The organism is Mucilaginibacter hurinus (genome assembly GCF_003324525.1).
Classification (GTDB): Bacteria; Bacteroidota; Bacteroidia; order Sphingobacteriales; family Sphingobacteriaceae; genus Mucilaginibacter; species Mucilaginibacter hurinus.
Map to the genome: position 1 here is coordinate 173737 of NZ_QGDC01000002.1, position 15345 is coordinate 189081.

The 15345-nt window shown below is 41.1% G+C and carries 13 protein-coding genes and 1 tRNA gene; 13 read left to right on the forward strand and 1 reads right to left on the reverse strand.

Going from position 1 to position 15345, the window contains the following annotated elements; all coding sequences use genetic code 11:
• Window positions 1-10 precede the first annotated feature (10 nt).
• From DJ568_RS03920 to DJ568_RS03940, 5 genes are all read left to right on the forward strand, one after another.
• The gene (locus tag DJ568_RS03920) at window positions 11-1252 is read left to right on the forward strand and encodes a WcaI family glycosyltransferase (RefSeq protein WP_114003945.1); all 1242 of its coding nucleotides are present in this window, start codon (window positions 11-13) and stop codon (window positions 1250-1252) included.
• A 147-nt stretch (window positions 1253-1399) separates the two neighbouring features.
• The gene (locus DJ568_RS03925; RefSeq protein ID WP_114003946.1) at window positions 1400-2749 is read left to right on the forward strand and encodes a sugar transferase; all 1350 of its coding nucleotides are present in this window, start codon (window positions 1400-1402) and stop codon (window positions 2747-2749) included.
• 155 nt (window positions 2750-2904) lie between these two features.
• Window positions 2905-4308: an undecaprenyl-phosphate glucose phosphotransferase gene (locus DJ568_RS03930; RefSeq protein ID WP_114003947.1), complete on the forward strand. Its 1404-nt coding sequence runs from the start codon at window positions 2905-2907 to the stop codon at window positions 4306-4308.
• 2 nt (window positions 4309-4310) lie between these two features.
• On the forward strand, window positions 4311-5096 hold the full coding sequence (locus tag DJ568_RS03935; RefSeq protein WP_114003948.1) for an ABC transporter substrate-binding protein: 786 nt from the start codon (window positions 4311-4313) through the stop codon (window positions 5094-5096).
• Between the two features lie 92 nt (window positions 5097-5188).
• Window positions 5189-5270 (forward strand) — tRNA-Leu (locus DJ568_RS03940).
• Window positions 5271-5687: 417 nt separating this feature from the next.
• Here DJ568_RS03940 and DJ568_RS03945 read toward each other — a convergent pair.
• Window positions 5688-8318, reverse strand: a complete 2631-nt coding sequence (locus tag DJ568_RS03945) for an alpha-L-rhamnosidase (protein WP_114003949.1) — start codon at window positions 8316-8318, stop codon at window positions 5688-5690.
• A 147-nt stretch (window positions 8319-8465) separates the two neighbouring features.
• Here DJ568_RS03945 and DJ568_RS03950 point away from each other — a divergent pair, with 147 nt between their 5' ends.
• The 8 genes from DJ568_RS03950 to DJ568_RS03985 all read left to right on the forward strand — a co-directional run bounded on the left by DJ568_RS03950 (window position 8466) and on the right by DJ568_RS03985 (window position 15331).
• Window positions 8466-9785, forward strand: coding sequence for an MFS transporter (locus DJ568_RS03950; RefSeq protein ID WP_114003950.1), 1320 nt, complete (start codon window positions 8466-8468; stop codon window positions 9783-9785).
• 9 nt (window positions 9786-9794) lie between these two features.
• Complete coding sequence (locus DJ568_RS03955; protein ID WP_114003951.1) at window positions 9795-10523, forward strand: (Fe-S)-binding protein; 729 nt, start codon at window positions 9795-9797, stop codon at window positions 10521-10523.
• Window positions 10524-10627: 104 nt separating this feature from the next.
• The gene (locus tag DJ568_RS03960; protein ID WP_114003952.1) at window positions 10628-11059 is read left to right on the forward strand and encodes a universal stress protein; all 432 of its coding nucleotides are present in this window, start codon (window positions 10628-10630) and stop codon (window positions 11057-11059) included.
• A gap of 235 nt (window positions 11060-11294) precedes the next feature.
• Window positions 11295-13220 carry a threonine--tRNA ligase gene (gene thrS, locus DJ568_RS03965; protein ID WP_114003953.1) on the forward strand — a complete coding sequence of 642 codons (1926 nt, stop codon included), beginning with the start codon at window positions 11295-11297 and terminating at the stop codon, window positions 13218-13220.
• Window position 13221: 1 nt separating this feature from the next.
• Window positions 13222-13788 (forward strand): translation initiation factor IF-3, encoded by a 567-nt coding sequence (gene infC / locus DJ568_RS03970; protein ID WP_114003954.1) that lies wholly within the window; start codon window positions 13222-13224, stop codon window positions 13786-13788.
• Window positions 13789-13908: 120 nt separating this feature from the next.
• On the forward strand, window positions 13909-14109 hold the full coding sequence (gene rpmI / locus DJ568_RS03975) for a 50S ribosomal protein L35 (protein ID WP_114003955.1): 201 nt from the start codon (window positions 13909-13911) through the stop codon (window positions 14107-14109).
• 77 nt (window positions 14110-14186) lie between these two features.
• Complete coding sequence (gene rplT, locus DJ568_RS03980; RefSeq protein WP_114003956.1) at window positions 14187-14531, forward strand: 50S ribosomal protein L20; 345 nt, start codon at window positions 14187-14189, stop codon at window positions 14529-14531.
• 131 nt (window positions 14532-14662) lie between these two features.
• Window positions 14663-15331 (forward strand): helix-turn-helix transcriptional regulator, encoded by a 669-nt coding sequence (locus DJ568_RS03985; protein ID WP_114003957.1) that lies wholly within the window; start codon window positions 14663-14665, stop codon window positions 15329-15331.
• Window positions 15332-15345: the final 14 nt, after the last annotated feature.

The window sequence follows — 15345 nt, forward strand, 5'->3', positions numbered from 1 at the left end:
AAAAGTATAAATGCAAAAAAAAAGCTTTTTATTAATCACAACCAATTATCATCCCGAACCTACTGCTACTGGTAAGTTTAATGGTGAAATGATTGAATGGCTTGTGAAAAAAGGGCATAATTGCACTGTTATAACCACGTTTCCGCATTACCCATATTGGAAGGTTATGCCGCCTTATACCAACCGGTGGTATAAAAAGGAAACTAAAAGTTTTGGATTGCCCGGTAGCGGTTTGCTTACTGTTTACCGGTGCCCGCATTTTATACCAAAGGTTCCAACTGGTAAAATGCGCCTTATTCAAGAATTTACGTTTTTATTCACGTCGTTTTTTGTGTTGTTAGGTCTGCTATTTAAACGTAGTATAGATTACGCGCTGGCTGTTGCGCCGCCATTTCACACGGTGTATTGGGCGTTGCTTTACAAATGGATAAAGCGCGCGAAAGTAATATATCATATCCAGGATCTACAAATAGACACCGCACAAGAACTCGGAATGTTAAAAAGCAGTTGGTTATTTGATATTTTATACAAGAATGAAAAGTGGGTATTAAAACAGGCGGATTTTGTGAGCAGCATTTCTGAGGGAATGATAAAAAAACTGGCTAACCGGTCGGGCCGCGAGATACTGACATTTCCAAATTGGGTTGATACAGGTTTTTTTACCCCAATGGCTGACCGCCATAAATTAAAAATTAATTGGGGGTATGCAGCAGACGACGTTGTATTGTTGTACTCCGGCGGTATAGGGGAAAAACAAGGTTTGGACATCATTGTACATGCGGCAAATATTTCACGAAACCACAAACACATAAAGTTTGTTATCTGCGGATCGGGGCAATACAAGGTTACTCTTGAAGAAATAGCTGCACAGTATGCACTTACCAATATAAAGTTTCTGCCATTGCAGGATAAAGCGCATTTTAACGAGTTTTTAAATATGGGCGATGTTCACCTTATTATACAAAAGTCTAGCGCCAGCGATCTGGCCCTGCCTTCTAAACTTACAAATATACTTGCAGTAGGAGGGGCGTGTTTGGTAACTACCTTTCCGGATACCTCATTATACGACGTCGTTACAAAAAACAATATAGGATTCACCTGTGATCCTGATAATCCGCAATCATTAGCTGACACCATACTCACATTGCCCGCGGATATTGATCAACAGCGATACAATGCACGCATGTTTGCTACGAGGCACCTGGATATTGATAGTATACTTAACCGGTTTACACATGATATACAAGCATGAATCACCTTTTGTTAATACAAAGGTACCTGCAACGGTGCCTGTTGTTAATTTATTTTGGTATAAATTAAAAATTTATTGCTAAATGTGTATTATTAAAGTTACTTTTATACCCTCTGAACCAAGTTATATTACGCGTAACCTAAATATATGAAGATACGTTACTCAAAGTTTCTTCCTGGATTTGTGTTCCTGAGCGATTTATTATTGCTCAATGTAGCATTGTATACCTCGCATTATATAAAGTTCAGCACATTTATACCTGATACCACCTCTGCGCAGTTTATTATCATCGTAAACATTGCCTGGGTAATTGTATCAGCACTATCCAGAAACTATCTTGTAAAGCGTCCGCTTATCCTTCGCGACAACATAAACCGTTTTTTACTCACTTTAATTTATCATCTGCTGTTCGTTTTCGCAATTATTTATTTTTTTAAAATTTATAATATACCGCGCTCACATGTTATGATAAGCTATTCGCTGTTTTTTGTATTCATACTTGTTCAGCGCTCAATGCTCTTCCTTTTCCTTGATCATATAAGGATGAAGGGTTACAATCATCGCCGCATTATTTTGCTGGGTGACGGAACCATCGCATCACGACTTGTAAATTCATTTTCACAGCATCCTGAATATGGTTATGATATGATCGATTATATATCTGATACACAATTGAATAACCTTTCGGATCAATCCTTTTTTGAAAAACTCCTATCCAAACAGCCTCATGAAATATTCATTTGTTACAGGCAAATGGATAGACAAATGTTAACTTCTATTTTAAAATTTGGTGATGAGCACGCCATAAATGTAAAAGTAGTATCAGACCTTGTATTAAATAGCACGCATGCTGAGCTGATAAGTTATCATAACGTGCCGGTATTACACATATCTTCACATCCCGAGATAAGTTTGAAAATACGCGTTCTTAAGCGCAGTTTTGATATTTTATTTTCTGCAGTAACAATGGTGTTGGGCGCTCCGGTGTTTTTAACTATTCTGGTTATAACCAAGGCCACATCAAAAGGCCCGGCTTTCTTCAGGCAGGAACGTATCGGACGTAACGGGAAACCGTTTTACATCTATAAGTTTCGCAGCATGTATGTAGATGCTGAAAAAAATGGCCCCCAGCTTTCTAGCGCAACCGACCCCCGTATTACACGTTGGGGCAGGGTTATCAGGAAAACCAGGCTTGATGAATTGCCGCAATTTTGGAATGTGATGAAAGGCGAGATGTCAGTAGTTGGTCCGCGTCCTGAAAGGCAGCATTATATTGAGAAGATACTTTCAAAAACTCCAAATTACAAAAAGTTAATGCATCTTAAGCCCGGTATTACCTCTATGGGGCAGGTGCATTACGGCTATGCAGAGAATGTAGAACAAATGTGCAGCAGAATGCGGTACGATCTTATTTACCTGCAAAATGTAAATCTAAATTCCGATCTGAGTATTATTCTGAAAACTATAAAGGTAATGATGCAGCGTAAGGGCAAATAATAGCTTAGCCTCATTTTTGTTACACTTCATTATTGGTAATAGAGTTATTTTCTTAATTTTGCTATGCTTAATGCTTAATATCCTCAATACAAAAGTTATATTATTATAAATTTTGTAACTCGGTTTTAAGTGTTAATTAAAGCTGATTACTTTTCATGATCCACAGATATACTACTTTTATTAAGGCGGTTAACCTTACCATCGATTATATAATTCTTAATCTCAGCATGGTAATAGCGTACTTAATTGAAGATAAGTCATACATATCATGGATTAGTAACAAAGCTTATTTGCCGGTAGTGCTTGTGTTTAACCTGATATGGCTTTTATCGGCCAATATCACCGGGTTGTACGAACACGTTTTAAACAAAGACTCCATTAAAACCTACCGGGGTTTAATAAAAACTTACCTGCTTTTTGTGAGCTTTATATGTTTTACGATCATCATATTGATCGGCACAAAAGCTTATTTTATAACCCGGGAATATCTTTTTTATTCACTTGCGCTTTTTGGTTTTTTACTCGGGTTTTGGAAATTGATATTTTTAAGTATCAGGCGCAGCGACAGATCACTGCTTGTTGACTCGCGGAGTGCAATTATTATCGGCGGCGGCCGCATAGGGAACGACCTTAAGAATTTCTTTAAGAACAATCCAAGCCGGGGCTATAATGTCATCGGTTTTTTTGATGATAATCCTGATGTGGTTCAAAACAAGGATTTATACCTGGGCAGCACCAGCGACTGCATTCGTTACGTGATAGCTAACAAGGTTGATGAGATTTTTTGTACCCTGCCAAGTGCCGAAGCTGAAAAAATTGAGCGGCTCATGCTTGATGCTGATAAAAATCTTATCCGTTTTAAGTTTGTACCTGATTACTACGATTATGGTATCAAGCCAACATCTATACAGAGCTTTGGGCACATACCAGTAATCTCTATCAGGCCTGAGCCGCTGGAGAATATTCTGAACCGCTTTATCAAACGTGTGTTTGATATCATATTCTCGCTTTTTATAATCCTGTTTGTGTTTAGCTGGCTTTTCCCTATCCTGGCCATAATCATCAAGCTTCAGTCCAAAGGTCCTGTGTTTTTCGTACAGGCACGTTCCGGACGAGATAATAAAACCTTTAATTGCTACAAGTTCAGAAGCATGAAGATCAACGATGACTCTGACAAGAAGCAGGCTACCCGTGATGACGACCGCGTAACACGCATTGGTAAATTTATGCGCAAAACCAGTTTAGACGAGTTACCTCAATTTTTTAACGTATTGATCGGAAACATGTCGGTTGTGGGCCCGAGGCCGCATATGCTTAGCCATACGGAGCAATATTCGCTGCTGATAGACAAGTTTATGGTGAGGCACTTTCTTAAGCCCGGCATCACCGGCTGGGCCCAGGTTAAAGGCTTGAGGGGTGAAACCAAGACAACCGATGACATGATGGCCAGGGTTGAAGCTGACGTATGGTACCTGGAGAATTGGTCTTTTCTGCTGGATATGAAAATCATTGTGCTCACCTTGTGGAACTCAGTTAAAGGAGACAAGAAAGCCTTTTAACCATGCCTGTGTTTTACGACCAGCTTAACCGGCCCGTAAACATACCTGCAATGCCACAGCGAATAATTTCTGTGGTGCCCTCTCAAACAGAATTACTATTTGCGCTCGGTGTCTTTAACGAATTGGTTGGTGTCACCAATTACTGCGTTCACCCTATTGAGCAGGTCGCAACAAAAATTAAGGTGGGCGGCACTAAAACGCTAAATGTCAATTTGATAAAAAACCTTCGGCCTGATTTGATTATCGCTAATAAGGAGGAGAATGATCGCGAACAGATTAACTACTTAGCCAAGCTTTATCCGGTTTGGATTAGCAATGTCAACGATTTGCCGGGGGCACTTAAAATGATTGGCGCAATTGGCAGTATAACAGGCTTTGAAAAGGAGAGTGCTACGCTTACCGCACGCATTGTTGACCAATTTGAAAAGATTCATATACCAGCGAGGCGGTTAAAAACAATGTACCTCATATGGCGCAAGCCTTATATGGCCGCCGGGAACGATACTTTTATTAGTAGCATGTTGCATGAATGTGGTTTTATTAATGCCTTGACAGAGCCGCGCTATCCCGTACTTTCAAGTGAGGAGTTATCAGATTTAGATCCCGACCTTGTGCTGCTATCTTCCGAACCCTATCCGTTCAAAGAAAAGCATATCATGGAAATCAAAAAAATAGTTCCACGCGCTATAGTCGCGATGGTAGATGGGGAGATATTTTCGTGGTATGGCAGCAGACTGCTGTACGCGCCCGACTATTTCGTAAGGTTACGGCAAACTTTGAAAATTTAATATAAAGGCATTTAGCTACTTATCTAAAAAACTTAAATTACATTTTTAAAATTATCAAATTAAGCTATCTTTGCAGCCTGTAAAATCCTAATGCGGAAGTGGCGTAATTGGTAGCCGCACCAGACTTAGGATCTGGCGCTTCACGGCGTGGGGGTTCGAGTCCCTTCTTCCGCACAGCAAAAAGCCGTTAACAAATATTGTTAACGGCTTTTTAATTATAATCGAAATCTTAAAACTTATCGTGCCTGAGGATGGATTGCTTGTAACTATGAATTAACTCGTTAAAGCTTTTTATATGCGCTGAACGTAGGAAAATACTTAACAACAAAACCTGTAGTGCAACATAAAACAATGAGAATACAATTACCATCTTTATCAAATCAATAGTTAAATAATACTGGTGATGTTGACTAAAGATCAGAAGTTATTTTTTATAATGCAAGTATTTGTAACAAAAAAGTTATATAAAAAAACGGGTGTTTGTCATGTAAATAACCTGGAGCTGAATTACAAAACTGAAACATGTATAGATAAATGATTGATGGGCACACCCTACTTCATAACGCCTCGAACTTATCGTTGGGCATCAAACTATCTTACTTCAAAATTATATGTACCTGCAACTAACTCTAACGGTCCATTTTTAATGACGCGTTTATCTTCACCATAAATATGCTGACCATTTAAGGGATTGATATATATAGTGGCAGTTGAATTTGCCGGGATAATAACTGTATAACTAATCTGGTTACCTTTACGTAACCACGTTGAAGTAATGCGACCGCGCGGACCCTCGTGTGATGAAGCGTAATGCTGCAGTTCTTTTACAAAATTTGGCCTTAGGTGAATGTGTTCAAATCCTGGCCGCTTTTCATCCGGAAATATACCGCCAATACCTTTATATAACCATGCGCCAACCTCGCCAAACATAATGTGGTTTAAGGAAATGTCGTATTTAGACTGAATGTTCCAATTTTCATACAACGTGGTAGCACCATTTTTTATCCACCATCCCCATGAGGGGTAATCTTCCTGCGCCGCTATTTTAAAAGCTATATCCGCATAGCCGTTTTCGCTTAACGCATTTAATATACTTTTCGTTCCAAGTAAGCCAACGTCTAAATGATAATTGTCAGCTATTACGCGTGCAGCCAGGCGTGCAGCTACCCTTGCCTTTAAGTATTGTGGCACCAGCCCCCAATACAAAGCCACACTTAACTCAGTTTGAGTACCGGTACCGTAGGTAGCTGTAGCGTTGTTTAAATACTTCGCATTAATCGCGTCTTTAATTTTGTTAGCTAACTGATGATACTTTGCTGCATCTGCCGGTTTTCCCAATAAGTCCGCGGCTTTTGCTAGTATAGTTACATCAACATAGTAATAGGCTGAAGAGGTGAATTCAACCGGGGATTTAGATTTTACCGGAACCCAATCGCCTAAGCCCCAATCGGTCAATCCGCCGGGGTATAGTTCATTAATATGATCTACATACCGTTTAATGTTGTTGTAATTATCCGTTAACGGTTTACTGTCACCGTAAAACAAATACAAATTCCACGGAATAATGGCTATTGTACTTGTCCAGTCCGGTCCGTTACCCCACTCGTACCCCCAGCCGCCTGTTGGAATTATTGAAGGTAATACCCCGTTAGGCTGCTGCTCGTCACGGTGATCTGCAAGCCATTTTTCGTAAATGGTAATACCATCAAAGTTATACAGGCCTGTTTCTGACGCAATATGCGCATCACCCGTCCAGCCGTTTTTTTCACGCTGCGGGCAATCGGTAGGGTATCCAAACAGGTTTGATAAGTAGGAGTTATTGGTGGCTGTCCATATTTTATCAATCACCGGGTTTGATGTGGTTACCCTGCCTGCAGCAGGTACATCGCTGTGCATGAAGTAGCCGGTTAAACTACTTTGATTTAGTACGATAGGCTTGTTTGCACTAACCTCTACATATTGAAAACCCTTGTAATTGAATTTCGGCATAAATGTCTCTTGGCTCTTACCGCTTAATATGAAAATGTCTGTTTGGAAAGGATCATCTGTAACTACAGGATGATAATGGTGGTCGATGTTTGATTGATCTATACGGCCGTTGGGATATAATCGTTCGCCATGTTTAATGCGAACTACGGTGCCTGAGTCGCCCTTAATCGTAATCCGGCTCACGCCTGAAACATTCCGGCCCAAATTAAACTGGTAGGCGGTATCATTGAATTTTTGGAATGTAACAGCAGCTATCTCTTGTACATTACGTATTGGGTGTAAGCTTTGCGCCACGATATTATTTGAGGGCACTGACCTCAGAATGACTTTATCCCAACTGGAATCATCGTAGTTGATGGTGTTCCAGCCTGGTTGCTCCAATCGCGCGTCATAATGTTCGGCGGTATAAATACTATTGAATATAACGGGGCTCAGACTGGTTTTCCAACCCCGGTCAGTAACAATGGTTTCTACAGATCCATCTTCATAGGTAACACGCAGGTCAAGGCAAAAAGCCGGCCTGTTACGCCAGGGCGCCTTATCAAAGTTCCATATCGAGCTTGACTGGTGGTTATACCAGCCGTTGCCAAGCAAAACCCCAATGGCGTTTTTGCCTTGTTGTATTTGCCGGGTAACGTCATAACTAACATACAAGTTGCGGCGGTCAAAACGGGTATACATTGGGTCAAGCCGGTGATTACCCGTTTTTTGTCCGTTTATATACAGTTCATAAAGGCCTGCCGCCGCGATATATGCCCTGGCTGACTTTATGCGTTTGCCCGCCTCAAATATTTTGCGGAAGTAGGGCGCGGGTTTGGTGTGTATATCGTGGTTATCACTTATCCAGTTGCCTTGCCAGTTTTTGCTGTTTAGCATACCGGTTTCAAAACTAGCTATGGCTGACGAACTGCGCTTATTTTCTTTATCCCACACATCCACGCGCCAAAAGTACCTGGTAAACGGTGTCAAAGATTTGCCGGAATATGTTATCAGGTTTTTATTGTCCGCTATTTTATCAATCATTACCAGGTCATTGTCGCCAGCCTTTACTTTCAGCGAATCTGTCCCCAAATAAATGGTGTACGCCTGTTGTAAAGCACCGGGGCGGGTATCGTGCAATTGCCATGTTAAGCGAGGTGCCGAAGCGTCTATCCCTACAGGGTTAACCAGGTATTCGCACTTTAGGGCAACGGGCAACCCGTTAACTTGTGCGATAGCGTAGGTGCTTAACATTTGAAAGCATACAGTAGCGCATGTACTTATGACTGCAGATAATCTCATAGTGGTTTACCAAAAACTCGAAAGTAAAGAATACGACGGATAATCCGTCCTGAACTGTTGTTTTGTAAGTAACAAAATTTCTATACTTTTAAAACCCAAATGCAGCCTCAAAACAATAAGAGAACTATCCGGGCCTGGGCCATGTTTGATTGGGCTAACTCGGCTTACAATCTTGTTATAACATCAACTATTTTCCCTGCTTACTATACAGCCATTACTACAACGGGAGATAATGACAAGGTAGATTTTTTTGGTTTTACTTTTATAAATACTGCCCTTGCCGATTATGCCCTTGCCACGGCTTATTTAATTATTGCCCTGATGTTACCCATACTTACGGCAATTGCCGATTACCGGGGGAATAAAAAGTCGTTTATGCAGTTTTTTACTATACTTGGCTCTTTGTCATGCGCGTGCTTATTCTTCTTTACTTCAGATACACTTGAACTTGGTATTATTTGCTTCGCATTGGCGGCAATAGGTTACTGCGGCGGCTTTGTTTTTTATAATTCATACCTCCCCCAGATAGCCACATTGGACATGCAGGACAAGGTGAGCGCAAAAGGTTTTACTTATGGCTATATAGGTAGTGTGCTTTTGCAGCTTATATGTTTTGCATTTGTACTGCAGCCGGGCTGGTTTGGCATTACAGACGAAGCACTGCCCGCGCAGCTGTCTTTTTTATTAGTGGGTGTATGGTGGATAGGGTTTGCGCAAATACCTTTTGCTATTTTGCCCAAAGGCAGCCCTAATGCAAAAGCGCATCATAAAAACATTATTAAAGGTGGTTTTATTGAACTGGGTAAGGTATTTACTAAAATAAAAGGTATGCCGCTGCTTAAGCGTTTCCTGCCGGCTTTCTTTTTCTACTCCATGGGCGTACAAACTGTAATGCTTGTCGCTACAAGCTTTGGTGCCAAAGAACTGGGTTTGCCGCAGGCATCATTGATAGCCATTATACTTATCATACAACTGGTAGCAATTGGCGGTGCGCAACTGATGTCACGCCTGGCTGTTAAATATGGTAATATTAAGGTGCTATCATACGTAGTGTTATTTTGGGTTATGGTGTGCGTGTGTGCTTATTTTGTAACAACAGCTATCCAGTTTTACATACTGGCCGTTTTAGTAGGTTTAGTAATGGGAGGTATACAATCGCTCTCGCGTTCAACATATTCAAAATTTCTTCCTCCCAACATTCCTGATACGGCATCATTTTTTAGCTTTTACGATGTTACCGAAAAGCTGGCCATTGTTGGCGGGCTATTCAGCTTTGGGTTGATAGAAGAACTAACCGGAAGCATGCGCAACTCTACGTTGGCCCTGTGCGGATACTTCTTTATCGGGTTACTGTTACTTTTTTCTTTACTTGGAGCAGAGAAAAAGCATCAAAAAATTTCGGAATTTAGCCCTCTTTAATTTTGGCGGATGAAAATTGAGTTATTTGTACCTTGTTTTATTGATCAGCTATATCCCGATACTGCTTTTAACACCATTAAGCTATTAAAAAAAGCCGGCTGCGATGTTCACTTTAACCCTAACCAAACTTGTTGCGGTCAGCCCGCCTTTAATGCCGGCTTTTGGGATGATGCCAAAGAGGTAGGCAGCAAATTTCTGGACGATTTTGATCAGGATAGCATCATTGTCACCCCGTCAGCATCATGCACCGGCATGGTGAAAAATTATTATAACGACCTTTTTACCAATACGGTAGTACACAACAAGTGCCGCAGCATACAAAGCAATATCTATGAACTGTCGGACTTTTTAGTAAATATTTTGCAATACGATTACTTTGGCGCCGAACTGGAAGGCCGTGGTGTATACCACGATAGCTGCAGTGGCCTGCGTGAGTGTAAAATAAAAGATGAGCCACGCCAACTGCTTTCTAAAGTTTATGGTTTAGAGCTTATTGACGTAAAGGATGCAGAGACATGTTGCGGTTTTGGCGGGAGTTTCGCCGTAAAATTCGAAGCAATTTCATCAGCTATGGCGCAGCAAAAAGTGGATAATGCGCTGGCAGCCGAAGCTGATTACATCATCTCGACGGACGCATCTTGCCTGTTGCATATGCAGGGGTACATAGATAAGAACAATCTGCCCATAAAAACCTACCATATTGCTGATGTACTGGCGCATGGCTGGGGAAATGTATAGTTTGTCCTCAAAACATCATAATCTAAATTATTGGTAACATTTATAGTAAACCGGCAACATTATCATCCAGTTTGTTGTTATACGCTATCTAATAGAACGACATAATGAAAAATATCCTGATAGCCATTGATTTTAAAGATAACCCCCTGGCTTTAATAGATAACGTGTTGAAAGTTTTGGACACAACCGGCGCAAAAATATGGCTTGTACATGCCGCCGCGCCCGATCCGGATTTTGTGGGCTATGAACCTGGTCCGCAATATATTCGTGACGACAGGGCAAAGGAGTTGCGCGGCGAACATAAAGAGTTGGCAGGATATGTTACGTCTTTATCAAACCGGGGATATGTCGCCGACGCATTGCTGGTGCAGGGAGCAACCGTAGAAACTATTATTTCTGAAACGAAAAAGCTAAATGCCGATATCTTGGTGATCGGACACCGTCAGCATAGTTGGCTTTACAAAATATTTAATCAGGAAACTACAGCAGAAACCATTAACCGTGCTTCGGTACCGGTGCTGGTAATTCCACTCTAAATAGTCTAACGTTTTCGATGGTGAAAGGAAGGTGTTAGGTCAATATTTAAAATATAACATACTGCTTGTGGTAGGATGGAGGCTTTCCAAATAAATTCATATTTTTGCCTCACAAGATACAGATCACATTAGTAGGTGATCGACTAACAAAACATAATTACATAAACAAGGGGGCTTTTCAAGTTACTCTCCTTAGGAGAAGGGATGGGATGAAGCTTCCGAATCATAGTTGTAGATGATTAATATTACACTTCCTGATGGTTCCGTTCGTCAGTACGACAAAGGGATCACTTCCATGCAGATAGCACTGTCTATCTCTGAGGGTTTAGCACGAAACGTATTAGCAGCTGAAGTAAACGGCGAGGTTTGGGATGCCACACGCCCAATTGAAGAGGACAGCAAAGTAAAATTGCTTACCTGGAACGATGCCCAGGGCAAATCAACCTTCTGGCATTCGTCAGCGCACTTAATGGCGGAGGCACTTGAGGCTTTATATCCCGGCACCAAGTTCGGCATAGGCCCCGCTATCGAAACGGGCTTTTATTATGACGTTGACTTCGGCGACCATGTACTGTCATCAGAAGAGTTTAAAAAAATAGAGGACAAGGTGATTGAGCTGGCCAAAGCTAAATCAGAATATATCCGTAAACCGGTTAGCAAGGCTGACGCCATTGAATATTTCACCAAAAAAGGAGATGAGTATAAACTTGACCTGATTAAGGATCTTCCTGACGGTGCTATCACTTTTTACACCCAGGGTAATTTTACCGACCTGTGCCGTGGGCCACATATTCCTAATACCGGATTTATTAAAGCGGTTAAACTAATGAGTGTGGCCGGCGCTTACTGGCGGGGTGATGAAACCCGTAAACAACTTACCCGCATTTATGGTGTAACCTTTACTAAGGCAAGCGAACTTACCGAATACCTGCATGTGCTGGAGGAAGCTAAAAAACGCGACCATCGCAAACTAGGTAAAGAACTGGAACTGTTTACATTTTCAGAAAAGGTAGGCATGGGGCTGCCGCTGTGGTTGCCTAAAGGTGCTGCCTTACGCGAGCGTTTGGTTAATTTTTTGCAAAAGGCACAAGTTAAGGCAGGTTACGAACAGGTAATTACCCCGCACATTGGGCATAAGAATCTATATGTGACGTCGGGCCACTATGATAAATACGGTGCTGATTCTTTCCAGCCAATAAAAACGCCGCAGGAAGGAGAGGAGTTCTTTTTAAAACCAATGAACTGCCCTCACCATTGCGAAATTTATAAGTCTAAACCGCGCTCATATAAAGATTTGCCTGTACGCTTTGCCGAATTTGGCACGGTTTACCGTTATGAGCAAAGCGGCGAGTTACACGGCTTAACCCGTGTACGCGGGTTTACGCAGGATGATGCGCATTTATTTTGCCGTCCAGACCAGGTAAAAGACGAATTTAAAAAGGTTATTGACCTGGTACTATATGTATTTGGCGCTTTAGGTTTTGAAAACTATACGGCGCAGGTATCGTTGCGCGATCCGGAAAACAAGGCTAAATATATTGGTACAGACGAGAACTGGGAACTGGCAGAATCAGCTATTATTGAGGCTGCCGCCGAAAAGGGTTTGACTACCGTTGTTGAATTAGGCGAAGCGGCATTTTACGGCCCAAAGCTTGATTTTATGGTGAAAGATGCCCTGGGACGCAAATGGCAATTAGGTACTATACAGGTTGATTACAACCTGCCTGAGCGCTTTGAACTGGAATACACCGGCAGTGATAATGCAAAGCACCGCCCTGTTATGATACATCGCGCGCCTTTTGGTTCGCTGGAGCGTTTTGTGGCTGTTTTAATTGAGCATTGTGCCGGGAACTTCCCGCTGTGGTTATCGCCTGAGCAATTTATAATTCTTCCTATCTCCGAAAAATATGAAGATTATGCAAAAAAACTTTCTGATGTGTTAAAAGATTCCGATATTTGCGGGCTAATTGACTTCAGAGACGAGAAAATCGGAAGGAAGATACGCGACGCTGAAATTAAAAAGATCCCGTATATGCTGATAGTTGGCGAGAAGGAAGCTACTGAAGAGGTAGTGTCTGTTCGTAAGCATGGTCAGGGTGATTTAGGGAGCATGAGCGTTGAAGAGTTTAAAGAATTAATAATTAAAGAAATAACAGTATAACTTGGCATTAAACAGACCTTTCAACAGAGGACCCAGGCCACCTTTTAAGAAAAAAGAGGCCGAACATAATATCAATCAATTTATTAAGGCACCAGAAGTGCGTCTTGTTGGCGATAACATAGAAACTGGTGTTTATTCTTTGAGAGATGCGTTAGCTATAGCTACCCAGCAAGAGTTGGACCTTGTTGAAATATCACCAAATGCTAACCCCCCGGTTTGTAAGGTAATAGACTATAACAAGTTTATTTACGAGCAAAAAAAGAAGCTTAAGGAGATAAAAAGCAACGCCAAGCAAACTGTTATTAAAGAAATAAGATTTGGCCCGAATACCGATGATCATGACTTTGAGTTTAAACTTAAGCATGCTATCAAATTCCTGGAGTCGAACGAAAAGGTAAGGGCTTACGTGCATTTTAAAGGCCGCGCTATTGTTTATAAAGAGCAGGGAGAAATTCTGTTACTGAAATTTGCACAGGCACTTGAAGATGTAGGGAAGGTGGAGCAATTACCTAAGCTTGAAGGTAAGCGGATGTTTTTAACCGTAGCGCCAAAAGGCGGTAAAAAGTAATATTAGTTCAACGGCGGGTGGTTGATTAGAGATTGGTTTAAGTCCTGAATCAAACCTTCGAAGTTCGAAATAAAAATAAAACGTTGAGAAACGTCTAAACACAAACAAATAAATAGAGTTATGCCAAAAATGAAAACCAATTCCAGTGCTAAAAAGCGTTTCAAGCTTACTGGGACAGGTAAAATCGCAAGAAAAAACGCATACAAAAGCCACATCTTAACCAAGATGTCAACAAAACGTAAGCGTAACTTAGGTCAGACCAGCTTAGTAAGTGATGCTGACACAGGTAACGTAAAGCGTATGCTTTGTATCGGAAAGTAATTAAACAAATTTTTAACCAGGTATTAGAGTTTTAAAGATCACCGTAAAGGGGCACTCACTACCAAAAACAAAACAAGATGCCACGTTCAGTAAATGCAGTAGCGTCACGCAGACGCAGAAAAAGGATCTTGAACCTCGCCAAAGGTTATTGGGGTTCACGCAGCAAGGTTTATACTATTGCTAAAAACACAGTAGAGAAAGGTTTACAGTACGCTTACCGCGACCGTAAAACCAAAAAAAGAGAATTCAGGGCTTTATGGATCCAGCGTATCAACGCTGGTGCACGCCAGCATGGAATTTCATACTCACAATTAATGGGCAAATTAGCTGCTAAAGAAATCGGTCTTAACCGTAAGGTTTTAGCTGATTTGGCTATGAACAACCCGGACGCTTTCAAAGCGATTGTTGAAGCAGTAAAATAATAAAAGTTGTAACAACTATGTTGCAAAAATTAACCGCCTGATTATCAGTAATCAGGCGGTTTTTTGTTTTGGTGGTGTATCTAAACGTTAAATTTTAATTAGATATTAACAACAGATCTTATTACCCCAATATGAATCTGACCTTAAAAGCAATTAAAAAGATTGACGACTTTGCGCCCTATGCCGAGCAAATGCCGGGCGTAGTTATTATCCACCACGTGGGTAACTTTAACGTGGTTTATATGACATCTAATGGCCTTCAGCAATTAGGCGTTACGTTAGATGAGCTGCAACAAATGGGTACCGAATATTACCCGCGTTTTTTTAACATTGAGGATTATGAGACTTTCATACCCAAGATGGAAAATCTCCTTAAAAAAAATGACCCTACACAATCTTTTTCTTACTTCCAACAGGTAAAAATTGTTGGTAAAACCGGTTGGACGTGGCATATCAGCTCCACACGTATTTTTATGCAGGATGACGATGGCAAACCGTTTTTGTCAATAACTACAGCTATCCCTATAGACAGGATGAAGCATATTGAAGCAAAGGCCGAGCGACTACTGAAAGAGAACACTTTTCTTCGTAAAAACTCTAAGGCTTTCAGCTCACTCAGTAAACGTGAACAAATTATACTGAAGTTGGTAGCTATAGGTAAAAGTTCACCAGAAATAGCACAGGAGTTATTTATATCACCCGAAACTGTGCAGACTCATCGCCGTAACATTAAACAAAAGTTAGGCATATCCACCGGGTATGAATTTACAGAATATGCCAGCGCGTTTGACCTGATATAATAGAAATGGTTTCA